At 70.4% G+C, this 23,549-nt stretch carries 26 protein-coding genes, 1 tRNA gene and 1 pseudogene; 6 read left to right on the forward strand and 22 right to left on the reverse strand.

Annotated elements, in window-relative coordinates; all coding sequences use genetic code 11:
• Nucleotides 1–67: 67 nt before the first annotated feature.
• Genes AC07EG_RS02845 through AC07EG_RS02855 form a run of 3 tightly spaced genes read right to left on the reverse strand, consistent with a single transcriptional unit; the run spans nucleotide 68 to nucleotide 2,938 of the window.
• A complete protein-coding gene (locus AC07EG_RS02845) occupies nucleotides 68–724 on the reverse strand; it encodes a GNAT family N-acetyltransferase (RefSeq protein ID WP_478251272.1) in 657 nt (218 codons plus the stop codon).
• A 4-nt stretch (nucleotides 725–728) separates the two neighbouring features.
• Complete coding sequence (glp, locus tag AC07EG_RS02850) at nucleotides 729–2,036, reverse strand: molybdotransferase-like divisome protein Glp (RefSeq protein ID WP_478251273.1); 1,308 nt, start codon at nucleotides 2,034–2,036, stop codon at nucleotides 729–731.
• A complete protein-coding gene (locus tag AC07EG_RS02855; protein WP_478251274.1) occupies nucleotides 2,033–2,938 on the reverse strand; it encodes a UTP--glucose-1-phosphate uridylyltransferase in 906 nt (301 codons plus the stop codon). The genes glp and AC07EG_RS02855 overlap by 4 nt, the downstream gene beginning before the upstream one ends.
• Nucleotides 2,939–2,962: 24 nt before the next feature.
• On the opposite strand from AC07EG_RS02855, the gene AC07EG_RS02860 reads away from it, so the two are divergent.
• Nucleotides 2,963–3,574 (forward strand): 5-formyltetrahydrofolate cyclo-ligase, encoded by a 612-nt coding sequence (locus tag AC07EG_RS02860; protein ID WP_478251275.1) that lies wholly within the window; start codon nucleotides 2,963–2,965, stop codon nucleotides 3,572–3,574.
• Here the strand turns inward: AC07EG_RS02860 and AC07EG_RS02865 are convergent.
• Nucleotides 3,549–3,929, reverse strand: a complete 381-nt coding sequence (locus AC07EG_RS02865; protein ID WP_478251276.1) for a VOC family protein — start codon at nucleotides 3,927–3,929, stop codon at nucleotides 3,549–3,551. The two genes, AC07EG_RS02860 and AC07EG_RS02865, sit on opposite strands and share 26 nt — an antisense overlap.
• A 126-nt stretch (nucleotides 3,930–4,055) precedes the next feature.
• On the opposite strand from AC07EG_RS02865, the gene AC07EG_RS02870 reads away from it, so the two are divergent.
• Nucleotides 4,056–4,403: an FmdB family zinc ribbon protein gene (locus AC07EG_RS02870; RefSeq protein WP_478251277.1), complete on the forward strand. Its 348-nt coding sequence runs from the start codon at nucleotides 4,056–4,058 to the stop codon at nucleotides 4,401–4,403.
• Nucleotides 4,404–4,541: 138 nt separating this feature from the next.
• Nucleotides 4,542–5,162 carry an SAF domain-containing protein gene (locus AC07EG_RS02875; protein WP_478251278.1) on the forward strand — a complete coding sequence of 207 codons (621 nt, stop codon included), beginning with the start codon at nucleotides 4,542–4,544 and terminating at the stop codon, nucleotides 5,160–5,162.
• 221 nt (nucleotides 5,163–5,383) lie between these two features.
• On the opposite strand, the pseudogene AC07EG_RS02880 reads toward AC07EG_RS02875, so the two are convergent.
• Nucleotides 5,384–6,339: pseudogene (locus AC07EG_RS02880) on the reverse strand (IS481 family transposase).
• 250 nt (nucleotides 6,340–6,589) lie between these two features.
• Between AC07EG_RS02880 and AC07EG_RS02885 the strand changes: the two are divergent.
• Nucleotides 6,590–6,925 (forward strand): helix-turn-helix domain-containing protein, encoded by a 336-nt coding sequence (locus tag AC07EG_RS02885; RefSeq protein WP_478251747.1) that lies wholly within the window; start codon nucleotides 6,590–6,592, stop codon nucleotides 6,923–6,925.
• Nucleotides 6,919–7,347: a large-conductance mechanosensitive channel protein MscL gene (mscL, locus tag AC07EG_RS02890; RefSeq protein ID WP_478251279.1), complete on the forward strand. Its 429-nt coding sequence runs from the start codon at nucleotides 6,919–6,921 to the stop codon at nucleotides 7,345–7,347. The genes AC07EG_RS02885 and mscL overlap by 7 nt, the downstream gene beginning before the upstream one ends.
• 59 nt (nucleotides 7,348–7,406) lie before the next feature.
• Here the strand turns inward: mscL and AC07EG_RS02895 are convergent, their stop codons facing one another.
• The 11 genes from AC07EG_RS02895 to AC07EG_RS02945 form a co-directional block, all read right to left on the reverse strand.
• The gene (locus AC07EG_RS02895; protein ID WP_478251280.1) at nucleotides 7,407–7,571 is read right to left on the reverse strand and encodes a hypothetical protein; all 165 of its coding nucleotides are present in this window, start codon (nucleotides 7,569–7,571) and stop codon (nucleotides 7,407–7,409) included.
• The gene (locus AC07EG_RS02900; RefSeq protein WP_478251281.1) at nucleotides 7,571–8,071 is read right to left on the reverse strand and encodes a MogA/MoaB family molybdenum cofactor biosynthesis protein; all 501 of its coding nucleotides are present in this window, start codon (nucleotides 8,069–8,071) and stop codon (nucleotides 7,571–7,573) included. The genes AC07EG_RS02895 and AC07EG_RS02900 overlap by 1 nt, the downstream gene beginning before the upstream one ends.
• A 292-nt stretch (nucleotides 8,072–8,363) precedes the next feature.
• On the reverse strand, nucleotides 8,364–9,404 hold the full coding sequence (locus AC07EG_RS02905) for a sensor histidine kinase (RefSeq protein ID WP_478251282.1): 1,041 nt from the start codon (nucleotides 9,402–9,404) through the stop codon (nucleotides 8,364–8,366).
• Nucleotides 9,401–10,108, reverse strand: coding sequence for a response regulator transcription factor (locus AC07EG_RS02910; protein ID WP_478251283.1), 708 nt, complete (start codon nucleotides 10,106–10,108; stop codon nucleotides 9,401–9,403). The genes AC07EG_RS02905 and AC07EG_RS02910 overlap by 4 nt, the downstream gene beginning before the upstream one ends.
• Before the next feature lie 293 nt (nucleotides 10,109–10,401).
• Nucleotides 10,402–11,697 carry a S1C family serine protease gene (locus AC07EG_RS02915; RefSeq protein ID WP_478251284.1) on the reverse strand — a complete coding sequence of 432 codons (1,296 nt, stop codon included), beginning with the start codon at nucleotides 11,695–11,697 and terminating at the stop codon, nucleotides 10,402–10,404.
• A 66-nt stretch (nucleotides 11,698–11,763) separates the two neighbouring features.
• Entirely contained in the window at nucleotides 11,764–12,849 is a 1,086-nt protein-coding gene (gene galT / locus AC07EG_RS02920) for a galactose-1-phosphate uridylyltransferase (RefSeq protein WP_478251285.1), read from the reverse strand.
• Entirely contained in the window at nucleotides 12,846–13,634 is a 789-nt protein-coding gene (locus AC07EG_RS02925; protein ID WP_478251286.1) for a DeoR/GlpR family DNA-binding transcription regulator, read from the reverse strand. The genes galT and AC07EG_RS02925 overlap by 4 nt, the downstream gene beginning before the upstream one ends.
• An 80-nt stretch (nucleotides 13,635–13,714) precedes the next feature.
• Complete coding sequence (locus AC07EG_RS02930; protein ID WP_478251748.1) at nucleotides 13,715–15,079, reverse strand: sensor histidine kinase; 1,365 nt, start codon at nucleotides 15,077–15,079, stop codon at nucleotides 13,715–13,717.
• A gap of 59 nt (nucleotides 15,080–15,138) precedes the next feature.
• Nucleotides 15,139–15,831 (reverse strand): response regulator transcription factor, encoded by a 693-nt coding sequence (locus AC07EG_RS02935; protein WP_478251287.1) that lies wholly within the window; start codon nucleotides 15,829–15,831, stop codon nucleotides 15,139–15,141.
• A 51-nt stretch (nucleotides 15,832–15,882) separates the two neighbouring features.
• Complete coding sequence (locus AC07EG_RS02940) at nucleotides 15,883–16,485, reverse strand: trimeric intracellular cation channel family protein (protein ID WP_478251749.1); 603 nt, start codon at nucleotides 16,483–16,485, stop codon at nucleotides 15,883–15,885.
• Between the two features lie 23 nt (nucleotides 16,486–16,508).
• A complete protein-coding gene (locus tag AC07EG_RS02945) occupies nucleotides 16,509–17,159 on the reverse strand; it encodes a response regulator (RefSeq protein WP_113694589.1) in 651 nt (216 codons plus the stop codon).
• Between the two features lie 217 nt (nucleotides 17,160–17,376).
• Here AC07EG_RS02945 and AC07EG_RS02950 point away from each other — a divergent pair.
• Nucleotides 17,377–17,449 (forward strand) — tRNA-Arg (locus tag AC07EG_RS02950).
• 133 nt (nucleotides 17,450–17,582) lie between these two features.
• Here the strand turns inward: AC07EG_RS02950 and AC07EG_RS02955 are convergent.
• The 6 genes from AC07EG_RS02955 to AC07EG_RS02980 form a co-directional block, all read right to left on the reverse strand.
• A complete protein-coding gene (locus AC07EG_RS02955; protein WP_478251288.1) occupies nucleotides 17,583–19,004 on the reverse strand; it encodes a tyrosine-type recombinase/integrase in 1,422 nt (473 codons plus the stop codon).
• Nucleotides 19,004–19,201 carry a helix-turn-helix transcriptional regulator gene (locus AC07EG_RS02960; protein WP_478251289.1) on the reverse strand — a complete coding sequence of 66 codons (198 nt, stop codon included), beginning with the start codon at nucleotides 19,199–19,201 and terminating at the stop codon, nucleotides 19,004–19,006. Before AC07EG_RS02960 ends, AC07EG_RS02955 begins: the two co-directional genes overlap by 1 nt.
• A 416-nt stretch (nucleotides 19,202–19,617) precedes the next feature.
• Entirely contained in the window at nucleotides 19,618–21,258 is a 1,641-nt protein-coding gene (locus AC07EG_RS02965; protein WP_478251290.1) for a hypothetical protein, read from the reverse strand.
• A 79-nt stretch (nucleotides 21,259–21,337) separates the two neighbouring features.
• Nucleotides 21,338–21,634 (reverse strand): WhiB family transcriptional regulator, encoded by a 297-nt coding sequence (locus tag AC07EG_RS02970; RefSeq protein WP_478251291.1) that lies wholly within the window; start codon nucleotides 21,632–21,634, stop codon nucleotides 21,338–21,340.
• A 21-nt stretch (nucleotides 21,635–21,655) separates the two neighbouring features.
• Nucleotides 21,656–23,251, reverse strand: a complete 1,596-nt coding sequence (locus tag AC07EG_RS02975; protein WP_478251292.1) for a DNA cytosine methyltransferase — start codon at nucleotides 23,249–23,251, stop codon at nucleotides 21,656–21,658.
• Complete coding sequence (locus AC07EG_RS02980; RefSeq protein WP_478251293.1) at nucleotides 23,251–23,547, reverse strand: hypothetical protein; 297 nt, start codon at nucleotides 23,545–23,547, stop codon at nucleotides 23,251–23,253. The genes AC07EG_RS02975 and AC07EG_RS02980 overlap by 1 nt, the downstream gene beginning before the upstream one ends.
• Nucleotides 23,548–23,549 lie beyond the last annotated feature (2 nt).

The raw sequence follows: 23,549 nt of genomic DNA on the forward strand, positions 1-23,549 counted from the left end.
CTTATTCCGGATGGTGTCACCGCGTTAGGAGAAATGACGTTGATGTGGTATCGGGCGCCCGCGGGGCTCACTCGTGGTCGGCGAGCCCGGCCGCGATCAGCCGGGCGGTGAGCCCCGGCCCGGTTTCCTCCGCGGTCAGGCCGAAGAGCAGGTGGTCCCGCCAGTCCCCCGCCACGTCGAGGTAGCGCTGGAGCAGGCCCTCCTGCCGGAACCCCGCCTTGGTCAGCACCCGGATGCTCGCGGTGTTCTCCGGCCGCACGGTGGCTTCGATGCGGTGCATCCCGCCGGCCCGGAAGGCGTGGTCGACCACCAGCGCCACGGCCGCCGTCGCGACCCCGCCCCGGACGGCTGAAGTGGACACCCAGTACCCGACCCACGCGGACCGCAGGGAGGCCCTGATCACATTCCCGATGGTGATCTGACCGGCGAACCGGCCGTCCACGGTGATCGTGAACGGCAGGCACTGCCCGCGCCGCGCCAGCGAGCGCAGCGCCGACCACTGCGGTGGCCACGACCAGACCGAGTTCCGCTCCGCCCAGGTCCCGGTGCCGCTCGGCTCCCACTCCTCCAGGTGCTCGCGGTCCCGCAACCGCGCCCGGCTCCAGTCACCGCCGTCGCGCAACCGCACCGGCCGCACCGCGACCACGCCGGCGCGCACGCGGAGCGGGCCGAGCTTCGCCGGCCACCCGGGATGCCGGCCTTCGACGCCGTAGAGCTGCGACACCCCGTCAGCCGCGCTGCGCCAGGAAGGTCACCTTCACCTCTTCGCCGGCGGCCACTTCGGTGAGGTCTTCGTCGATGTTGATCAGGCAGTTCGCCTCCGCCAGCGAAGCCAGCAGGTGCGCACCGGACGTGCCGAGCGGCTGCACCAGGTACTCCCCGTTCGCCTCGTCGCGCAGCAGCTGGCCGCGCAGGAAACCCTTCCGACCCTTGGTCGAGGTGATCGGCGACAGCAACCGCGCGCCGACCATGCGGCGGTGCGGGTTCCGCGTGCCGCGTGCCGCGCGGATCAGCGGGCGCACCAGCACCTCGAACACCACCAGCGCGCTCATCGGGTTGCCGGGGACCAGGAAGGTCGGCACCGCGTCCGGGCCGAGCCTGCCGAAGCCCTGCACCGAACCCGGGTGCATGGCGACCCGCGTCAGGTCGATGCGGCCCAGCTCGGACAGCGCCGCGTGCACCTCGTCCCCCGAACTGCCGCCGGCGCCACCGGCCACCACGACCACCTCGGACATCAGCAGCCTGCCTTCGACCACCTCGCGCAACCGCTTCGGATCGTTCGCCACGATCCCGACGCGGCTGACCTCCGCGCCGGCGTCGCGGGCCGCGGCCGCCAGCGCGTAGGAGTTCACGTCGTAGACCTGCCCGACCGACGGCGTGCGATCGATGTCCACCAGTTCGTCGCCCACGGACACAATGGACACCCGCGGCCGCGGGTACACCAGCACCTTCGCCTTGCCGACCGCAGCGAGCAGGCCGACCTGGGCCGAGCCGATGGTGTCGCCCTGGCGGACCGCGACGTCGCCGATCTGCACGTCCTCGCCGGTCCGCCGGACGTAACCGGCCGACGGCACCGGCTTGTGCACGGTCACCTTGGCGTGGTGCCCGTCGGTGTAGGCGGTCGGCACCACCGCGTCGGCGAGCGTGGGCAGCGGTGCGCCGGTGGCCACGCGCACGGCCTGGCCGGGCTGCAACCGGCGCGGCTGCCGCGAGCCGGCCGGGATCTCCCCGACCACCGGCAGCTGCACCGGTTCCTGCCCGGCCGTGCGCACGTCCACGCTGCGCACCGCGTACCCGTCGACGGCCGCCTGGTCGAAGCCGGGCAGCGCGTGCTCGGCGACCACCTCCTCGGCGCACAACAGCCCCTGCGCCTCCGAGATCGCCACGCGCACCGGGCGCGGGCGCACCGCGGCCTCCAGCGCGAGGGCGAGCTGGGCGTCCACGGAACGGAACTCGGCGAGTTCCTCCGCGACGCCCTCCGCGGGTGCGGCAGGGGTCGGCGCGTCGGGGACGTCAGGCGCGTCAGGGGCGGTCATCGGCTCGCGTTCTCGATTCGTTCGGTCAGCCAGGTGCGCAGCGACGGCCCGTACTCGGGGTCGTCGAGCGCGAAGTCGACGGCCGCCCGCAGGAAGCCGCCGGGGTTGCCGAGATCGTGCCTGCCACCGCGGTGGACCACCACATGAACCGGGTGCCCCTCTTCGATCAGCAGGGCCACCGCGTCGGTCAGCTGGAGTTCGCCGCCGGAGCCGGGGGTGATGCGGCGCAGCGCGTCGAAAATGGCCTTGTCCAGCAGATATCGGCCGGCGGCCGCGTAGGTGGACGGGGCGTCCTCCGGCTTCGGCTTCTCCACCATGCCGTGCACGCGCTTCACATCGGGGTCCTCCGTGTCGGTCACGTCGAACACCCCATAGGGGGAGATCTGCTCGCGCGGGATGTCGAAGGCGCACAGCACGCTGCCGCCCTCCTTCGCCCGCACCGCGGCCATGCGGCTGAGCACGCCGGTGGGCAGCACGAGGTCGTCCGGCAGCAGCACGGCGACCGCTTCGTCCTCTTCGGTCAGGTTCGGCTCGGCCTGTGCCACCGCGTGGCCGAGGCCCAGCGCCTGCTTCTGGATGGCGACGTCGACTTCGAGCAGGGCGGGGGCGCGGCGGATCTTGTCCAGCAGGTCGGTCTTGCCCTTGGCGGAGAGGGTTTCCTCGAGTTCGGGGGCGGCGCGGAAGTATTCCACCACCGACTCTTTGCCCGGTGAGGTGACGATCACCAGGCGCTGGGCACCGGCTTCGGCGGCCTCTTCGGCGACCAGCTCGATGCCCGGCCGGTTGACCACCGGCAGCAGCTCCTTCGGCACGGCCTTGGTGGTCGGCAGGAATCGGGTGCCCAGCCCGGCGGCAGGCACGATGGCGGTTCGGAACGTCTGCGGAATTTCGGCGCCCGTCATGGGCGCAAAGCCTAACCTGAGCAGGTGCGAGCTGCGGGCAATGAGCACCTGAGCAAGGCCGAGTGGCGCAAACGACTGACCGAGGCGAGGTCGGCGGTGCCGATCGCGCGCCGGGTGAGCGAGGCGGGCGCGCTGGCCCGCTTCGTCGCCGAACTGCCCAGGGTGGAGACGATCTGCGGTTATGTGCCGTTCGGCACGGAGCCCGGCTCACTGGCTCTGCTGGACGTGCTCCGGACCGCGGGTTCGCGGGTGCTGCTGCCCGTGGTCCCGACCACACCGGGACCACTGGACTGGGCCGAGTACACCGGTCCGTCGTCGCTGGCCCCCGGCCGGTTCCGCGGCGTGCTGGAGCCCACCGGCGACCGGCTCGGCGAAGCGGCCGTCCAGCAGGCCGAGCTGGTGCTGGTGCCCGCGCTCGCGGTCGACCACCAGGGCGTCCGGCTCGGCCGCGGGGCGGGCTTCTACGACCGTTCCCTCGGCGCCATCACGCACGCCGACCTGGTGGCCGTCGTGCGCGACGACGAACTGGTGCCCCGGCTACCCGCCGAGTCGCACGACGCCGTCATGAGCGGCGTCCTGCTGCCCGGCCGCGGCCTCGTCCGGCTTCCGCTCACACCTGGGGGATCTGCTTCCTGAGCAGGCAGAACTCGTTGCCCTCCGGATCGGCGAGCACGTACCAGCTCTCCTCACCGGTCTGCCCGCAGTCGGCGTGCGTGGCTCCGGCCGCGAGCAGCCGCTCCAGTTCGGCTTCCTGGTCCTGGTCCGTCGGGCTGAGGTCGATGTGCAGCGGCAGCTTGCCCGGCTTCAGCTCGGTCGTGGCGTTGAGCACCAGCGTCGGCTGCGGCCCGCCGAACCCGGTGTCCGGCGGCCCGATCTCGATGTCGTCCCCTTCGCGTCCCAGCTCGACGTACCCGAGCACCTCGCACCAGAAGGCGGCGAGACGGGCGGGATCCCGGGCGTCGAGCACCAGTTCACTGATCCGGCATGCCATGGCGGAAGGCTACTTCGACCAGCTCAGCGGGGTGTGACGAACACTGGTTTGCATCGGGGGAATGATCTGAAGCACAATTGGGTTAGCACTCTTGAGCCCCGAGTGCCAATGTCCGAAGGAGCAGCTGTGCCCACGTACCAGTACGCCTGCAAGGAATGCGACCACCGTTTCGAGGCGGTCCAGTCGTTTTCCGACGACAGCCTGACCGAGTGCCCGCGGTGCACCGGCCCGCTGCGCAAGCTCTACGGTGCGGTCGGCGTGATCTTCAAGGGTAGCGGTTTCTACCGCAACGACTCGCGCTCCGACTCGAAGTCGTCCTCGGCTTCGAGCAAGTCCTCGAAGCCGGCTGAAACCTCGGCCAAGAGCGACTCGGGCAAGAGCGATTCGTCTGGTTCTTCGTCGACCACCTCCTCCGCGGCGTCGTCTTCGTCGTCCTCTTCATCTTCCACGACGGCGACCGCCGCTGCTTCCTGATCCACCGAGTTGTCCACAGGCACCTCACTTGTCCACAGTTGCCTGTCTCCTCCTGGCTCACCCCTCCCCCGCGCCCTAACGTCGAAGGCGCGGGGGATCACCAAGCCCGATCCCCCACCGACAATCTGGGGGGGAATCGTGCAACTCTTCGAAGACCTGGCCGCCCGGCTGAACGCACTGGTCAACGGCCGCCACACGCGCAAATCACTGGCCGCCCTGCTGGCACTGGCCGCCATCGCCGTAGCACTGGTACCGCTCCTGGCCCCCACCGGCCCCGGCGGCGAACCCACGCTCGTCGCGGCGCGCGACCTGAGCCCTGGCACCCTGCTTTCACCCGCTGACACCAGAATCATCCACATCCCCGGCGAGCTGCGGCCGTCGGGTGCGCTGAGCGTGCCCGACGACACCGGCGGCCGCCTGCTGGCCGGCGCGGCGCGTGCGGGTGAGCCCCTCACCGACGTCCGCTTGGTGTCCCCCGCACACGGACCGCCCGGCACGTCCACCGTGCCCATCCGCCTGGCCGATCCGGGGGTCGCCGACCTCCTGCACCCGGGCACCCGAGTGGACGTCGTCGCCGCCGACGGCCTCCACCACCATCAACTGGCCTCCGCCGTGACCGTGATCACGGTCGTCGCCTCCTCCGCCGACGCCAAGTCCCGCCCGAAAGGCCCACTGGTCCTGATCGCCGTGCCGGCTGAGGCCGCCACCCCACTGGCCTCAGCCGCCCTGGACACCCCGGTAACCGTCACCCTGCGCTAGCCGATCCGCACCCGCCCGAATCCGTCCATGTCAGGCCGATGCCCTTGCGAGGCTTTCGCCTGGTCTCGTCGACCGAAGTTCGCCGCCCTGCTCGTCTTGCCCCTGCCCGTCCTGCCCCTGCTTGCTTTGCCCCGCTCGCCGCCGACTTGGACGCAACTGGAGCTGTGCGCGGAGAAGGCCGCCTTCGCAGGTGCCTCCTCACAACGGGGGCCCAACCTTCGCTAGTTGTGATGCCCGGGGAGGTTGGTCAGCCGGGTAGCTGGTGGCTCGCCGCCGGTTGGGTTGTAGGGCCGGTGGTGATTGTGGAAGTGCAGCCAGCGTGGTAGCGCTGCCCGCCGGACCGTCTCCGATGGGTAGAAGCGGGCGTAGGCCCAGCCCTCGGCCGGAGTGCGGTGGAAGTGTTCGATCTTGCCGTTGGTCTGTGGCCGGTAGGACCGGGTGCGTGTCGGGATGACCCCAGCTCGGTGCAGGTGTCGCGCCAGGCGGGAGCGGTAGGCCGAGCCGTTGTCGGAGAGTACGCGTTCGACGGTGACGCCGAGGCCGGTGAACCAGGCTGCGGCGCGGCGCAGCACGTCGGTGGCGGTGGCGGCGGTTTCGCTGGTGTGGATTTCGGCGTAGGCGATGCGGGAGTGGTCGTCGATGACGGTGTGCGGTGGCGGTGCCGCGGGACAGGCCCGGGGTGGCGCGTTTGTTGATCTCGCCTTGCCGGCCGGCGTAGCGGTGGCCGCCGCCGTCGGGGGATGTTGCCGAACTTGGTGACATCGACGTGGATCAGCGACCCGGGATGGTGGTGCTCGTAGCGGCGCAAGGGTTCGCCGGTGGCCCGGTCGATCCGGCAGAGGCGATTGATCCGGCAGCGCACCAGCACCGCGTGCACTGTGGAGGCGGGCAAGCCGAGCCGGCCGGCGATCTGGACCGGCCCCAGCCGGTGCCGTCACCGCACGATCGCCCGCACCAACTGCTCGGGAGTGCGGGCCGGGCTGCGGCGCGGTCGGCTGCTGCGATCGGTCATCCCGGCTTCGCCCTCGTCCTGGTAGCGCTGTGCCCACTTGCGGGCGGTCTTCGCGGCGACCATGAACATCTCCGCTGCCTCGACGCAGGTCCAGCCCTGCTCGACGATCAACCGAGCGAGTCGCAGCCGGGTGCGCGGGGTCAGGGTGGCGTTGGGGTGGGACACGAAGGTCTCCGGACAGGTGACGTGGTTCCTAGACAGCTCCACTTCACAACCGGAGGCTTCACCTCTCAGCACGACATGCCGTCGCTCATCTCCTCAACTCGCGACAACCTCCCCGGACATCACAGCGTGCTGCATCTCAGAACGTTGACTCGGCAATCGGTCCGGTGGGCTGGCAGTCCACGCTGGTCTTCCCTGTTGAGCGGGAGGTGGTCGTGGGGCGTCGTCGGCGGTGTTCCTCCGGCCGTTGTCGATGGAGCAGGGCCGCAAGCTCGCCCGGATCGGGCGGACCGCGAAGGACCCGGTGCGGTTACGCCGGGTGATCGTGGTGCTGATGTCCGCACAAGGGCAGGCGGTCCCGGACATCACGTCGTTGATGCAGATCGACGCCGATTGGGTGCGTGATGTGATCCACGCGTTCAACGAGCGGGGGTTCGCGGCGCTCGACCCAATGGAGTGGGGGCGCCGGGCGGTTCAACGGGCTGCGCCGGAACGCGTCGGCGGCTGTTGTTGGCGCGCCGGGTGGGGCGGTTGGCACTACGCTCCGGTGGCGATTCGTTCCCACCGGAAAGGAAAGAACCCGTGCTGAAGGGCTTCAAGGACTTCTTGATGCGCGGCAACGTCGTCGAGCTGGCTGTTGCGGTGGTCATCGGCACGGCGTTCACCGCGATCGTCACTGCCTTCACCAATGGGCTGATCAAGCCGTTGATCAACGCCATCGGCGGGTCGGACGCGGCGCAGGGGCTCGGCTTCTACATCTTCTCCAGCAACCAGGGCACGTTCCTGGACTTCGGCGGCGTGATCAACGCGGGGATCAACTTCCTGATCGTCGCCGCGGTGGTGTACTTCCTGTTCGTGTTGCCGCTGCAGAAGGTGCAGGAACGCCGCAAGCGCGGCAAGGAGACCGGGCCCGCTGAGCCGACTGACGTCGAACTGCTGAAGGAGATCCGCGACCTGCTGCGCCAGCAGCAGCGCGACAGCGCCAGCGACCGTGGCCAAGATCGCAGCTGAGCCAGCCAGCTGAAACGAAAATCGCCTGCTCCGCGAGGGTCGCGGAGCAGGCGATGGGATCAGCGATCGTGGTGGGGCGGGCGGTTTTCGTGGTACCAGCTGTCCTGGTCGCCGCCGCCGGTGGGCTCGGGGTCGCGTTCGTCGGCGGTGGTCTCCGGCAGCACGTCGCCGAAGATCTCTTCGAACCGGCGTCGGCGATCGCGCTCGGCGGGGGGTTCGGACATCAGGCCTCGTTCAGGCCGGACAGTTCGTCGATCACGTAGGGCACCAGTGCCGAGAGCGTGGCCATGCCGTCCCGCACCGCGGCGCGCGAGCCGGCCAGGTTGACCACCAGCGTGCTGCCGGAAACACCGACCAGCCCACGCGAGATGCCGGCGTCGACCGCACCGGCGGCCAGGCCGGAGGACCGCAGGGCCTCGCCGATCCCGGGGATCGGGCGGTCCAGCACACCGGCCGTGGCGTCGGGCGTGACGTCGCGCGGGGACACGCCGGTGCCGCCGACGGTGATCACCAGGTCGGCCCCGCCGATCACCGCGGTGTTCAGCGCGTTCCGGATGGCCACGGTGTCCGCGTGCACCACCACGGTGCCGTCGACGATGAACCCGGCCTCTTCCAGCAACTCGGTGACCAGCGGACCGGCGGTGTCCTCGACCTCGCCGTGGGCGGCACGGTCGTCCACGATCACCACAAGGGCACGGCCCAGCCGTTGTGCACTGCGTTCCATGTGCCCACCGTAGCGCGAACCGGCGCCCGGCGATCACCGCGCGCATGGTGAGTCCCAGCACCGCCCCGAACGTCCCGAATGCCCGAACCCGCTTTTGCGGGCAAAAGCAGGTTCCGCAGGTCAGGGGTGTGGCGGAGGTGTCGCGGACGCAGCGTTCCGGCTTAGCGAAGCGGGATGACGAACCCGTGCTCCTCGACAACCTGACGCCCACGCGCGCCCTGCACACCCAGGCGCCTTCGGACTCGCCGAAGGGGTGGCCGCCTTCGGCGAGTGACGCGCGGCGAGGCAGCGTCTAGACCGCCAGCGGCAGGTGCACCTCGAACCGGCACCCCGGACCGTGGTTGCGCACCAGGATCCGGCCCCGGTGCGCCTCGACCAGCCCCTTCGCGATCGCCAGACCGAGGCCGCCGCCCGCACCGTCGGGGTCCGGGGTGCGGGCCCGCGTGCCGCGGAACGCGACGTCGAAGACCCGGCCGATCTCGTCCTCCGGAATGCCGCCGCACCCGTCGTCCACGGCGATCAGCGCCTCCGTGCCGTCCACGCCGATCTGCACCGCGACCGTGCCGTCCGGCGGGGTGTGCCGGATCGCGTTCGACACCAGGTTCCGCACGATCCGCGCCAGCTCCGGGTCACTGCCGCTGACCACCGGCGACGCCTGCGCACGTGCCTCGACACGCACCCGTTTCCGCCGCGCCACCGGGGTTTGCGCGGCGAGGGTGTCGCTGACGACGTCCTGCAGCGGCACCGCCGACATGGTCAGCCGCAACGCGCCCGCGGTGATCCTGGACAGCTCGAACAGGTCGTCGACCATGCCCGAGAGCCGGGTGCTCTCCCCGCTGATGCGCTGCGCGTACCCGGCGACCTCGGCGGGTTCGGACACCACCCCGTCCGCCAGCGCCTCGGCCATCGCGCGGATCCCGGCCAGCGGGCTGCGCAGGTCGTGGCTGATCCACGCGACCAGCTCCCGCCGGGACGCCTCCGCCGCCCGCTCCCGCTCGCGCGCCTCCCGCTCCCAGACGCTGCGCCGCGCGATCGCCCGGCCGAACAGGATCGCGCACGGCACGGTGACCACCGCCACCAGCAGGCACACCAGCAGCATCGTGGTCAGCGTCGAGTTGAACATGAAACCGCTGACGCCCAGCACCCCGGTCAGCGTGGCGACCAGCGGGATCAGCACCAGCACGGTCAGCGTGCTGGCCAGCGAACCGCGGCGCAGCCGGAACAGCAGCAGCCCGCCCACCACGGTCACCGGCAGCGCGAACAGCAACGCGAACGGCAGGATGTGCCACGCGTGCGTGAGCATGGCACCGAAGGATTCGTCCGGCTCGATCATCGCGAGGACACCGGGTCGTAGCGGTATCCGACGCCCCAAACCGTGGCCACGCGCACGGGTTTCGCGGGCTGCGGCTCGATCTTCTCCCGCAACCGTCGCACGTGGACGGTCACCGTGGACTGGTCGCCGAAGTCCCAGCCCCACACCTGCTCCAGCAGGTCGGCGCGTGAGTACGCGGTGCCGGGATGGGCCAGGAAGAACGCCAGCAGGTCGAATTCCCGTGCGGTCAGCGGGAGTTCGACGCCGCCGAGCGTGGCGTCCCGCGCACTGGTCCGGAGCACTAGGTCGCCGTCGCGCAGCTCCTCGGCCGGGGCGGCGGGACGGCTGGGCAACCGGGCCCGCCGCAGCACCGACCCCACCCGCAGCGTCAGTTCGCGGGGGCTGAACGGCTTGGTCACGTAGTCGTCGGCGCCGAGTTCGAGCCCGGCGATCCGGTTTTCCTCCTCGCCGAGCGCGGTCAGCAGCACCACCGGCACCTGGCTGGTCCGCCGCAGCCGGCGGCACACCTCCAGCCCGCTGATGCCCGGCATCATCACGTCGAGCACCACCAGGTCGGGCGGCCGCTCGCCGAACGACCGCAGGCCCTCCTCGCCGGTGCCGGCGACCTCCACGGTGAACCCGGCGACCTCCAGGTACCGGCGCACCACGTCGCGCACGGTTTCGTCGTCGTCGACGACGAGCACGCGCCCGCTCTCCTGCGTCATGCCTGCTCCTACCAGTACGTGAAGACCAGATGGTTCACCACGAGCGCGGTCACCGCCTGGGCGGCCACCACACCGCGAACGGTAGCCAGATCCGCCCGGTCTCGGCCTTCGAAAGCCCGGAAAGGTCCGCGAACGCGGCCACCGGCTGCGGTCACCCCGGCTGGTCACCGGCGTCGTGGTGTCCACCGCCGGGCGTCCGGGGATCGTCACGGCGCAGAAAAACCGCGAGTGACCAGGAGGGGGCGTCCCGGTCACTCGCGGAGTTGGTCTCGGTCGCCAAGGCGACCGAGCGTCTAGTTGGTCGGCACCGGCTGGCCGCCCAGCGTCACCTCGATGACGTTGTTCGAGGCCAGCGTCAGCTTGACCTTCTCGCCGGGCGTCTTCGTGCGGATGGCCGCGACCAGCGCGTCCGAGGTGTCCACCAGCCGGTCGTCGATCTTGGTCACCACGTCGCCCGCCTTCAGCCCGGCCTGCTCGGCGGGGCTGCCCGGGGAGACCTCGCGGATCGAGGCGCCGCCCCCCTGCGCGTCGGTCACCGTCGCGCCGATGAAGGTCTGGGTCGCCTGCCCGGTCTTGATGATCTCGTCGGCGGTGCGGCGCGCCTGGTCGATCGGGATGGCGAAGCCGATGCCGACGTTGCCGCCCTGCGACTGGCCGCTGCTCGGCGGGCTGTAGATGGCCGAGTTGATGCCGATGATCTGCCCCGACATGTTGGCCAGCGGACCACCCGAGTTGCCCGGGTTGATCGCCGCGTCGGTCTGCACCGCGTCCATCACGGTGGACTGGCTGCCCTGCTCGCCACCCGCTCGCACCGGCCGGTGCAGCGCGCTGACGATGCCCGAGGTCACCGTGCCGGACAGCTCGAACGGCGAGCCGATGGCCACCACGCCCTGGCCGACCTTCAGGTCGTCCGAGCGGCCCAGCTCGACCGGCGTCAGCCCGCTGACACCCTCGGCCTTCACCACCGCGACGTCGGAACTGGGGTCCCGGCCGACCACGGTGGCCGGGGCCTTGCGCCCGTCCTGGAACACCGCCTGGATCTGCCCGCCGCCGTTGGCGGCGTTCTCCACCACGTGGTTGTTGGTCAGGATGTAGCCGTTGCCGTCGATGACGAACCCGGAACCGCCGTTCGCCTGCCCGCCCCGGCCGACCACCTGCAGCTGCACCACGCTCGGCGAGACCTTCTGGGCCACCGCTTCCACCGAACCGGCCGGCGCGTTGCCGGTCTGCCTGGCCGGTTGCGGGGCTTCGAGCGAGCTGGCCGACTGGTTGGCGCCGTCCGAGGCCAGGTAACCGCCGACCGCACCGGCACCGCCGCCGACCAGCAGCGCCAGCGCGGCCACTCCGGCGACGAGCTTGCCGGCGCCGCGCTGGCCGCGCTGCTGCGGCGGCGGGGTCGGGTAGACGGCCGTGCCCGGCTGGTACGGCTGGTAGTACTGCTGGCCGGGGGTCGCGTACGGGTTGTGCTGGTGCTCCGAGTGCGCGCTCGGCGCCGACCACGGGTTCGGCGCGGTGTACTCGGTCCCAGCGGAGTCATCCGGCTTGTCCTGAGGTTCCGGCCGCTGGCCGTGCGGGTCGTTCTCGGTCATGCCTCCACCTAACGCTCCGGTCCTGAGAGGCACCTGAGCCGAAGCTGTGGGTTGGACCAGAACGGCTCAGAGCGCGGCGCGCAGCCTCTCCGCGATCTGCTCCGGGGTGGTGTCGTTGACCCAGACCGCCATCCCGGACTCGGAACCCGCAAGGTACTTCAACTTGTCCCTGCTCCGCAGCACGGAGAACAGCTCCAGGTGCAGCCACCAGTCCTCGCGGCCCGTGCCGACCGGGGCCTGGTGCCAGCCGGCCACGTACGGCAGCGGCCGGTCGTAGAGCGCGTCACACCGTCGGAGGACTTCCAAGTAGACGTTCGCGAAGTCGTCGCGTTCGGTGTCGGTCAGCGCCGGGATGTCCGGGACCTGGCGGTGCGGCACCACCTGCACCTGCACCGGCCAGCGCGCGGCGGGCGGCACGAACGCCGTCCAGTGCTCGCCGCGGGCGACCACGCGCTCGCCCGAAGCCTGCTCGGCGGCCAGCACGTCACCGAGCACGTGGCTGCCGTGCTCGGCCCGGTACGCCCGCGCCACCTCCAGCATCCGGGCGGTCTTCGGCGTCACGAACGGATAGGCGTAGATCTGCCCGTGTGGGTGGTGCAGGGTGACGCCGATCTCCTCACCGCGGTTCTCGAACGGGAAGACCTGCCGCACACCGTCCAAAGCGGACAACTCGCTGGTGCGGTCGGCCCACGCCTCCACCACGGTCCGCACCTGACGCGGGCTCAGCTGCCCGAACGAGCGGTCGTGGTCGCTGGTGAAGCAGACCACCTCGCAGCGGCCGCGCCCGGGTGCCACCGGCACCATCGGCATTCCGTCCAGAGTGGATTCCACCCCGGAGACGCCCTGCGCGAAGGAGGGGAAGCGGTTTTCGAAAACCGCCACCTCGTAGTCGGATTCGGGGATCTCGCTCGGCTTGCCCGGTTTGGTCGGGCACAGCGGGCAGAGGTCGGCGGGCGGCTTGTAGGTGCGCGTCTGGCGGTGCGCCGCCATCGCCACCCACTCACCGGTGAGCGGGTCCAGCCGGATCTCCGAGGCGGCCGCGACCGGCGGCAGGTCCCTGGTGTCCACGGCGTCTCGCGGCGGGGCGTGCTCGTCGGCGTCGAAGTAGATGATCTCCCGGCCGTCCGCGAGCTTGTGCGACGTGCGCTTCACTCGTCGTCCCCCGGCACATTCGCGATGATCAACTCTCCAGCTTTCTCACTGAGGATTTCCCTGGCGCGTTCGGACAGGCCGTCGTCGCTGACCACCACGTCGGCTTCGTCGAGGTCGGCGATGGTGGAGATGCCGACGGTCTCCCACTTGGTGTGGTCCGCGAGCACCACCAGCCGCCTGCCCGCCTCGACCAGCGCGCGGTCGGTCTCGCTCTCGGTCAGGTTCGGCGTGGTGAACCCGGGGCCGTCGGCCATGCCGTGCACGCCGAGGAACACCACGTCGAGGTGCAGCGTGCGCAGGCTGTTCACGGCGACCGGGCCGACCAGCGCGTCCGACGGGGTCCGCACCCCGCCGGTGAGCACCACGGTGCGGTCGGGCTGGCTGGACCCGCGCAGCACGTCGGCGACCTGGATCGAGTTGGTCACGATGGTCAGGCCGGGCACCGCGTCCAGCGCCCTGGCCAGCGTCCAGGTGGTGGTGCCCGCCGAGATGCCGATCGCGGTACCCGGTTTGACCAGGCCCGCGGCGCTCGCGGCGATGGCTTCCTTCTGCGCGCGCTGGCGCACGGACTTCGCCTCGAAACCCGGCTCGTCGGTGCTCTTGCCGATCACCGAGGTCGCGCCGCCGTAGACCTTCTCGATGAGCCCGCGGCTGGCGAGCACGTCGAGGTCCCGGCGTACCGTCATGTCGGACACGCCCAGCCTGCCGACGAGGTCGCTGACCCGGACCGCACCGGTCCGCCGCGCCTCTTCGAGGATCACCGCCTGTCGCTGCCGCGCCAGCACTCCGTCGACTCCATCCCGAACCCCATCAACTACACAAAATCCTACACGATCAAACACCGATCGCGATCGCCAGGATTTTGTCAGCCGGGGACGCCGGGGAGCCGGATGGTCAGCAGCGCGCCACCGCCGGGGGCCTGGCCCGCGTACACCGTGCCGCCGTGCCGTTCGGCGGCCTGCTTGACGATGGCCAGCCCCAGGCCGGAGCCGGGGAGCGTGCGGGCTTCGGACGAGCGGTAGAAGCGGTCGAACACCTTCGGGAGGTCCTCTTCGGCGATGCCGGGACCGGAGTCGGCCACCTCGACCACCGCGGTGCCGTCGCCGAGCGGGTACAGCCGCACCCGCACGTGCCCGTCCGGCGGCGAGAACTTCACCGCGTTGTCCAGCAGGTTCAGCACCGCCCGTTCGAGTGCGCTGGAATCCCCGCTGAGCACCCACGGCCGCAGGTCCACGTCGAACTCGATCTCGCCGGCCCGCCGCCGGGCCCGGTCCAGTGCGCGCTCGACCACCTCGACCAGCTCCACCCGTTCGAACTGCGTGCGCGGTTCGTCGGCGCGCGCCAGTTCGACCAGGTCGCCGATCAGCTGGGTCAGCTCGTCGAGCTGGGCGCCGATGTCGGCTTCGATGTCGGCGCGGTCGGTGTCGGACAGCTTCGGCGCGCCCGCCCGGTTGGCCGCGAGCAGCAGCTCCAGGTTCGTGCGCAACGAGGTCAGCGGGGTGCGCAGCTCGTGCCCGGCGTCGGCGACCAGCTGGCGCTGGCGTTCCTGCGATTCGGCGACCGTGCCGAGCATGGTGTTGAAGCTGTGCGTCAATCGGGCCAGCTCGTCGTCGCCGCTGACCGGGATCGGCGTGAGATCACCCGTTTTCGCCACCCGTTCGGTGGCCTGGGTGAGCCGTTCGACCGGCCGCAGCCCACCGCGGGCCACCACGGTCCCGGCCAGCGCGGCGACGATGATGCCCGCGCCGCCGATCAGCAGGAGCACCACGGACAGCTCGTTCAGCGTGCGCTTGGTGCCTTCGAGCGGCTGGGCGATGATCAACGCGAGCGGGGTGCCGCTGGTGACCTCGTACGGCACGGCCAGCACGCGGGAGTCGGTCCGGCCGTCGGTGCGGATGGACGGCCCGCTGGTCCGGGCGGCGACCTGGCGTTCCAGCTGCCCGATCGGGGGACGCTGGGTGATCTGGTCCCGCAGCGCGCTCTCGCCGTTCGAGTAGATGACGTCGAACTGCACGTCGGCGAGCTTGAAGATGTAGCTGGGGATCTCGGCGCCGCCGGTGCGCACCACGTCGCGGTCGTTGAGCACGGTGCTGGCGCGGGTGTTCAGGCTCTCGTCGATCTGGCTGTAGAGGTTGTCGCGCACGGTGAAGTAGGCGCCGAACGAGGCCAGCGCGACCGCACCGGCCACGCAGACCGCGGCGAGCATGGTGACGCGGAAGCCGAGCGACATCCGGCGGCGACCGGCTTCGGGGGTGGGGTCCTCGCCGACCTTGACGATGTTGATCGTGCTCACGGTGGGGTCTCGCGGAGCACGTACCCGACGCCGCGAACGGTGTGGATGAGCCGGGGCTCACCACCGGCCTCGGTCTTGCGCCGCAGGTAGCCGACGTAGACCTCGAGGGCGTTGCCCGAGGTCGGGAAGTCGTAACCCCAGACCTCCTCGAGGATGCGGCCGCGGGTGAGCACGTGCTTCGGGTAGGAGAGGAACAGCTCCATCAGCGCGAACTCGGTGCGCGTCAGGCTGATTTCGCGGTCGCCGCGGCGGACCTCGCGGGTGCCGGGGTCGAGGGTGAGGTCGGCGAACGAGAGCGCCTCGGTGTTCTGGCCGGGCTGCGCGTCCGGACTGGCGCGGCGGAGCAGGGCCCGCAGGCGGGCGAGCAGTTCCTCCAGGGCGAACGGCTTGGGCAGGTAGTCGTCGGCACCGGCGTCCAGCCCGGACACCCGGTCGGAGACCGTGTCACGGGCGGTGAGCACCAGGATCGGCAGGTCGTCGCCGGTGCTGCGCAGGCGGCGGGCCACCTCGAGGCCGTCGAGGCGGGGCATCATCACGTCGAGCACCATCGCGTCGGGCCGGTTGGCGATGATCGACTCGAGCGCCATCGCACCGTCGCTGGCCAGTTCGACCTGGTAGCCGTTGAACTCCAGGGAGCGGCGAAGCGACTCGCGGACCGCCCGGTCGTCGTCGACAACGAGAATGCGCATGGGCACAGTCTTACTCGCGGGTCTGAGACAGTCCTAAGAGCACGCGGAGAATCAGGTGAATGAACCCGGTGGGGTGCCCCTGGCGACCGGGGCGTTCCAGCGCCGCCACAGCGCCAGCACCCGGATGGTGATCACCACCGCGGCCGCCGTCGTGGTGACCACGCCGGTGGGCAGCCGCAGCAGGTAACCCACGCCGACCAGCACGCACCCGGCCAGCGCCGCCACCGCGTAGATCTCCTTGCGCAGCACGAGCGGGATCTCGCGCAGCAGGAGGTCACGCAGCGCACCGCCGCCGATACCGGTGGTCATGCCGATGAGGCAGGCGGTGTAGACCGGTGCGCCGGCGTGCAGCGCGGTCGAGGTGCCCGCGGTGGCGAACACGCCGAGGCCGAGCGCGTCGGCGAGCAGCACGGCCCGGCGCAGGCGCGCGACCTGGGGGTGGAACAGGAAGACCAGGAGCGCGGTGGCGGCGGGCACGGCCAGGTAGGGCCAGGTGCGCAGGGTGGTCGGCGGGGTGATGCCGAGCAGCACGTCGCGGATGATCCCGCCGCCGAGCGCGGTGGTCAGGCCGACCACGACCACGCCGAAGAGGTCGAGCCGCGCCCAGACCGCGGCGAGCGCCCCGGAGCCGGCGAAGGCGACCAGCCCGATCATCTCCAGCGCGATGAGCACGGCCGCTAGTCGATCAGCCCGCCGCGGTAGGCGAGCAGGGCCGCCTGCACCCGGTTGGCGGCGCCGATCTTGGACAGCACGGCGCTGACGTAGCCCTTGACGGTGGCCTCGGACAGGTGCAGCCTGCCCCCGATCTCGGCGTTGGACAGGCCCTGGCCGATCAGCCCGACGACCTCGCGTTCCCGTTCGGACAGCGAGGCCAGCAGCTTGCGCGCGGGTTGCGCGGCGCGCTGCTCGTCGCGGTGGGCGTTGACCATCCGCGCGGCGACGCCGGGGTCGAGCACCGCGCCGCCGCGGGCGAGGTCGCGGATGGCGCGCAGCAGGGCGGCCGGGTCGATGTCCTTGAGCAGGAACCCGTTGGCCCCGAGCCGCAGCGCGAGGCTGACGTACTCGTCGATGTCGAAGGTGGTCAGCATGGCCACGGTGGGTGGTTCGGGGAAGGCCTGGATGGCGCGCAGCGCCCGGATCCCGTCGTCGGCGGCGCGCATCTTGATGTCGAGGAGCACCACGTCGGGGTGGAAGCGGCGCGCGGTCTCCACCGCCGATCTGCCGTCGCTGGCCTCCCCGACGATCTCGATGTCCGGTGCCCCGGACAGCATCGCGCGCAGGCCCGAGCGGACCAGTTCCTCGTCGTCGGCAAACATCACCTTGATCAACGGACGCCTCCGGCTGCCGGGGGACGCGGGGTCCCCGCTTCCCATCGCCGAAGGCTACCTAGGGGTAGCGTCGGTTTCGACGCGAGCCACTGGTGACCACCCGGCAATACGGTGAGGGTCGGCGGGCCGGGCTATGACGCGTCGTGATCAATCCCTGATCTTTCCCCTGGCCTGCGGGTGGGTGGCGGGGCCCGGTAGGCTGGGGGCGCACGTCCCCGCCCTCGTAGCTCAGGGGATAGAGCACCGCTCTCCTAAAGCGGGTGTCGCAGGTTCGAATCCTGCCGGGGGCACCCTCGACGACCACCGCAGATCGCCCATTGACCAGCCAATACGCTGGCAATGGGCGATCTTGCGTTGTGCGGCCAGATGCGGCCAGATGCACGCATGTGCAGCCATTCGCCCCGAAGACGCCCCGAAACCGGCTCACCCCGGGATCGCCTTCCGCCCACCTCCCAGTGCATCCTCGATCTTCTGCAGCGCTTCCTGCCGCCGCCCGTCAACCACCCAGGCATAGATCCGCAACAGCACATCCACAGAGTGCCCGGCCCACTCGGCGACCTGCTTGGGATCGACGCCCGCAGCCAGCCACGTTGACACGCACGCGTGACGGAGGTCGTACGGGCGCCGGGCGAGCGGCGACTTCACCGCTGGACCAGCGAACGTCGTGGCCCGAGCCGCTGTCCACACGCGCTGCCAGGTGACGAGCGGGATCGGGCCGCCACGGACGCCACGGAAGAAGCTTCCGTCCTCGGCTACTCCGAACTCCTCGACATGGCCGAGGAGGATCGCAGTCAGTTCTGGCGGGGCAGGTACGAAGCGCCCCTCCCCTACTTCACGGTGCTTGAGCTGGCGCCGATCCCGTGGCTCGCCCGTGTCCGTCCACTGTGCACCCGCGTGCGGCGTAGCCTCCTCGACATACAGCTCCCCCCAGCCGCACCTCAGCTCGCCGGTCTCCTTGTCGACCGTCGGACTCGGCAGGGTACAGAGGTCCCTGTTCAGGTTCACAGCCTCCTCGGGGCGCAAGCCAGCGAAGTACACCGTCGCGAGGCAGGCGTACAACCGCCGGCCGCTTTCGCCGCACGCGCGGACCTGCCCGAGCAGGGTGCGGGCCTGGATTGGGTTGGGCACCCGGCGACGGTCGAGGGACCGCACAGGTTTCGGTGCGACCCACTTGATCTCCTTCACTGGATTGCTCGGCAGGATGTTCGGCACAGCCCCATCGAGGGCGTTGTTCAACAGCATCCGACGCTGGCGAGATACCGACTTCGCACCCGGCTTGCCGTCCAAACGTGTTGTCACCGCGCGAAGCAAAGCCTGCGCTACTTCAGATTGCATTACCGCGCTAACCGGCAGCGAATTGCGCTCAATCCACTCGATGACCTCGCGCACCTCGGCAGGCTTGTCTTCACGGGCACGAGCGACTGGGTTGAACACCCAGGTCATCAGCACTGAACGGATCAGCTGGGCATCCGGACGACCGCGGCCCTCCCGGAGCATCACCGGCGTTGCCGCCGTCATGGCCTCGGCAATGGTGCGGCGGTAGGTCGCCGCCGCGTCAGGCCACTTGCGATCGACGTAGCTGCAGGCGAAGGCGTACCAGCTGGCCTCTACCTGACGTTGCTTCGCCATCGACACGGGACGGCCGTCGGCGATCCGAAACCGTGTTCCCTTACTTGCGGCGGTGACCAGCTGCGACCGGAACGACTCAGCCAGCGCACTGGCAGTAAACTTCTCCTTGAAACGTCGCTTGGCGACAAACCACACCACCCAATAGGTGCTCTTGGTCTTGCCGACGTATTTCTCGATTGCCCAGATTTGGACGTCGAGTGACGTCTCGTGCTCCACTAGGCAGCCCCCTTCTCTAGCCGTCGCGCGAACCATTCATCGAGATCTGCGCGGTAGATCCGCAGTTCGTTGTTCGGCAGCTTGTAGCAACGCGGTCCAGTACCCTTCTTCCGCCACTCGTAGAAGGTACGGCGCTTGACTTTCAGTTCGTCGATAACTTCGTCTACTGTCAACAGTTCGTCTTCACGGGTAGCCATGCGATGAGGCCCTTTGCAGTGGGGTGTCGGCTGGCGAGGCATGAGTTGCCTGGGGCCGCCTTCCTGGAGTGGGTGCACCCCCGTACTCGCCCGTTGCCCGACTGACGGGGCTGCGCAAGGTGACGGGGAGTAGTCAAGGTGCGGGGATGTGCTGGCATCCCCGAAGCGATGGTCGTCGGGAAAAGAACGCGGGTACGGGGGTGAAACCCGGTAAACCCGGCAGGGTGCCTTGCGTATGGTCTGAGCTGGGGTTTTGCTCCCGGGTTTGGCTGGATCGCTAAATCCGGCTAAATCCGGGACGGGGCCAAACCCGGCGGGTTCCGGGTTTACCGGGTTTGGCCCGGGTTTACGGTTCCGGCTAAATCCGGGAAGCTCGGGTGGTTGTTTGCACTGGTCAGAGCGTTACGATATATCGGTTACCGGGTTTCCGGATTTACCGGGTTTGATCCGGGGGTTTCGTCGTCGTCGGTCTTGCGCTCGACCCAGTAGATGCTGGCGTTGGTGTCAGTGTCCTTGTCGCGTCGTAACACGATGTCACCGCGCCAGCGGTCGACCTGGCCGCTGAGCAGCTTGCCCAGGGACTTGTTCGACACGGGGTTGCCGCGCTTGTCGGTGGGGAAGGTGCCGTTCCACTGGTCGCCGGATTCGGGATTGGCCAGCAGCCGCACCTGGTGGGCTGACAGCTGCTTGTCGCCAAACAGCTCGTGCCAGCGGAGCAGGAAGCCGCGCCACTCGCCGGCGTCGTCGTCCAGTTCGCGTGTGGTCTCGGCGTTGGTGAGGAAACCGGTGATGCCGTGGTGTTCGAGTAGTCCGCCGAGGTATTGCGCCCAGCGGGTGAACTGCCGCATCGGCGGCACTGAGGCGCTGGTAGGGGCTCCTTTCGCGGTCCAGTCGAGCACGAGGGTGAGTACGTGGCGCAGCACGGTGGCGCGGTTGGCGGGGTCGAGGATCCAGGTGTCGAGGTTGGGGATGGTGAACCCGGTGCGGGCTTCCGGGCGCGGGCAGTTCGGGTCGAGACGGACCCAGACGGTGCGGGAGGCCATGTCGCCGCCGGTGTGCAGGTTGTTGCCGGTGGCCAGCCAGAGCCGGTCGTTGGCGAAGGTGGCCGCGTTGTTGCTGCCGAGCATGCGGTCGGTCCAGGTGCGGTCGGTCATCAGCCGGGCCAGCACGGCCGAGCGCACGGTTTCGCCTTCGGTGAGGTTGTCGAACACGACCACGCCGACCTCGTCGGCGAACACGCTGGTGATCGTCTTGCGCAGTTCCTCCTCGCTGTCGGTCCAGGTCAGCACCCGCTGCCCGACCAGCAGCCCCACGCACCCGGTCAGGATCGTCTTGCCCGAACTGGGCATGGACGCCTCGATCATCCCGAACGGGCTCAGCGCGCGGGTGAACGGCCGGATGAGCGGCGTGGCCAGCAAGGCCAAGTAGTTGGCGCGGTCAGCGTGAGGGTCCCGCCATGGGAAGTCCCGCAGGAACCGCTCCAGCAGGAACTCGCGCGCTTCCCGTACCTGCTCAGCGGTGGGCTTGTCCGGGATCGGCGCCAGGTGGCTGTTGGCGGCCAGGTAGAAGCCGGTGGCGGGGTCGTAGCCGGGGGTTTGCAGCAGCGTGCCGTCCGGGCGCAGCACCGGGGTGGAGATGATGCGGTGCAGCACCGGTCGCCCACGCCAGGATTTGCGGGCCAGGACCGGGGTCAGCACGGTGGCCGGCGGGCTGTACTCGACGTAGCTCATGTTTCCCTTGTCGTCGATCTTGGGTTTGACGATGTCGGCATGCTCGGCCAGCAGTCCGGCCAGCCGCGGCGACCGCAGCACCGACGCGGTCAGCGGCAGCGCCACGTCCTCGTCCCCGGCGGTCGGGTTCGTCGCGCCGGAGACCTCCTCCACAACCACCAGCTCGCCGTTGGTGACGTAGGTGTCGGGAATGATCCCGGCGTCGAGCGCGCCGGTCAGGGTCCGGATCGCGTCCGGCCCGGGGCGCATCTTCAGCCGCGACCGCCCGCCGTCGCCGACCGACCACAGGCGCGAGGCGGTGGACTGGTCCTCGGCGGTGCTGCTCATGTCGTGCTCCAATCACGCAGAACACCACCGCGGGCCCGCTGCCGGATGAGCAGCGGGCCCGCGGTGGTGCCGGGGTCGTTCAGGCCGCGGGGTTCGCGCGGTTCTTCTTCAGCCGGTGGCGCTCGGCGGCGGTGAGCCCGCCCCACACGCCGAGGCGCTCGTTCTGGGTCAGCGCGTGTTCCAGGCAGCGCGTTCGCACCGGGCAGCCGTGGCAGGTGCGTTTCGCGGCTGCAGTGCTGACGCCCCGGTCGGGGTGGAAGGCGTCCGGGTCGGTCTGGGCGCACAGCCCGTGGGCCATCCATGCGGTGTCGCTGTCGTCGGCCAGGCCCAGCTGCGCGGCCAGCAACGGGGTGTGGGTGGTGAGGTGACGCGGCATCGCAATGCCTCCTTTCCGTGCTCAGGCGGCGGGTTCGAGCGCTTCGCCGGAGAGCGCTTCGGTCAGGGCGGAGAACAGGACTTCGGCCATGGCTGGGGGTACGGCGTTGCCGTAGCCGTGCACGCGCTCGCGTTTGGTGCCGGTGACCTGGTAGCCGGGGCGGAAGCCCATTCCGGCGCCGACTTCGTGGGGTTCGAGCATCCGGAAGGTGCACTGCCCGGCGACCTGGGCCGCGGTGGGGCGGATCAGGGCGTAGCGGTCGCGGGTGGTCAGGGTGCCGACCGGTTCGCTGACCGGGCGGGCGGTGCCGTTGCTGTAGTAGGCGAGCAGCAGCGCCCCGGCCTCGGCCGGCGGGCCGACCAGGCCGTGGTGGTTGCCCTGCGCCGACACCGCGGGCAGCGGTGCCTCGTCGACGGGGTAGGCGGTGGTTTTCGAGCCGCCGCCGCGCATCAGGGAGATGAACGGCGGAATCTCGGGCGGGATTACGACGGCGTGCTCGCGGCGGCAGGTCTGCGTGGCCAGCGGCGCCTGCACCGGCTTGGCGGTGTCGACTCCGGCGCGTTTGGCCACCGGGACCACCAGCGGCGGGCACACCAGCCCGTCGGATTCGCGGGTGGTGCGGGTGGGCATCGGCGTGTCCAGCGGGCTGGCGTGCCGTCGGCGGGTGCCTCCGGCCGGGACCAGCATCGCCCCGCCGTAGCGGGCCAGCCCGGCTTCGATGCGGGCCAGGGTGGCCGGCTTGAGCGGGTCCGGGCGGCCCTGGGCGTCGACGCGTTCGGCGATGCGCTGCCCCGGTGGCAGCGACCAGTCGATCACCGTCGCCGCCGGGAGCACCTCGGGTTCGACGATCGCGTTGCGGCACGCCCGGTGCGGGCAGCGGTAGACGTACTGGCCGTGGCGGAGGCCGTAGACGCCCATGTCCACCCCGGGCTGTTTCCAGCTCTGCACCGCGTCGATCACCGCGTCGCAGGCCGTGCAGTACGCCTTCGGCCGCAACCACTTATCCCAGTCCGGCGCGGGCGCGGTGGCCAGCCAGTAGGCCAGGAAGAACCGGTTGCGCGACTGGGCGACCCGGCCGAGCACCGGACCGGTGACGTGCATGGCGTTCAGCGCGATCACCCGGGTCCGGTAACCCAGCAGCTCGATCTCCAGGCGCCAGCGGGAGAACTCGGCCCACTTGCGGACTTGCACCACGTTCTCCACCACCCCGCCCAGCACCGGGCGGCCCTTGCGGTTCATCGCCCGCAGGTAGCGCGGGACCTCTTCCATCAGCGCCCGCGCCCGCTCCACCTCCGGGTCGGTGGTAACGACCTCGCCGGTGTCGAGGTCGAACAGCGTGGCCTGGGTGGACTTGTCGAAGTCGCGCTTCTTCCCGCGCGCGTCGGTCCACGGCGGACAGGCCGGGCTGGCCCAGAACAGGTCCGCGCGCGGCATCCGCTTGACCTCGGCCTTGGGGATGTCGCCGCGGTAGTGCCGGGTGCCGGGGAAGTTCATCTGGTGCACGCGCACCGCCAGCTCGCTGTGGTTCGCAGCGAGCAGCAGCTCCACCCCGGGCACCGCGGTCAGCCCCTGGGAGCTGCCGCCGAAGCCGCAGAACCAGTCGTTGCACGTGAACATCAGGCGGGGCTCCCCTCGCCCGCGTAGAGCGCCTTGCAGGCGTCGCAGGCGCAGAACGTGCCCAGTCCGGGCGCGTCGATGGTCCCGGGCTCGATCAGGCGCGGGTCCAGCTTGGTCGGCCCGGTCGCCGAGCCCGACGGCGACCAGGTGGGGATGATCTCGGGCGCGCCCGCTCCGGGCTCAACGCCAGTGCAGGCGCACCCGGACATGGAGCACCTGCGGGTGTGGGTCTGGGGGTGGACCATGTGGAAGGCGTCGAGGTGCCCGCAGGCACAGCGGTGAACGATGGCAGCCACGA

It is taken from the genome of Amycolatopsis sp. NPDC045836 (assembly GCF_056431745.1).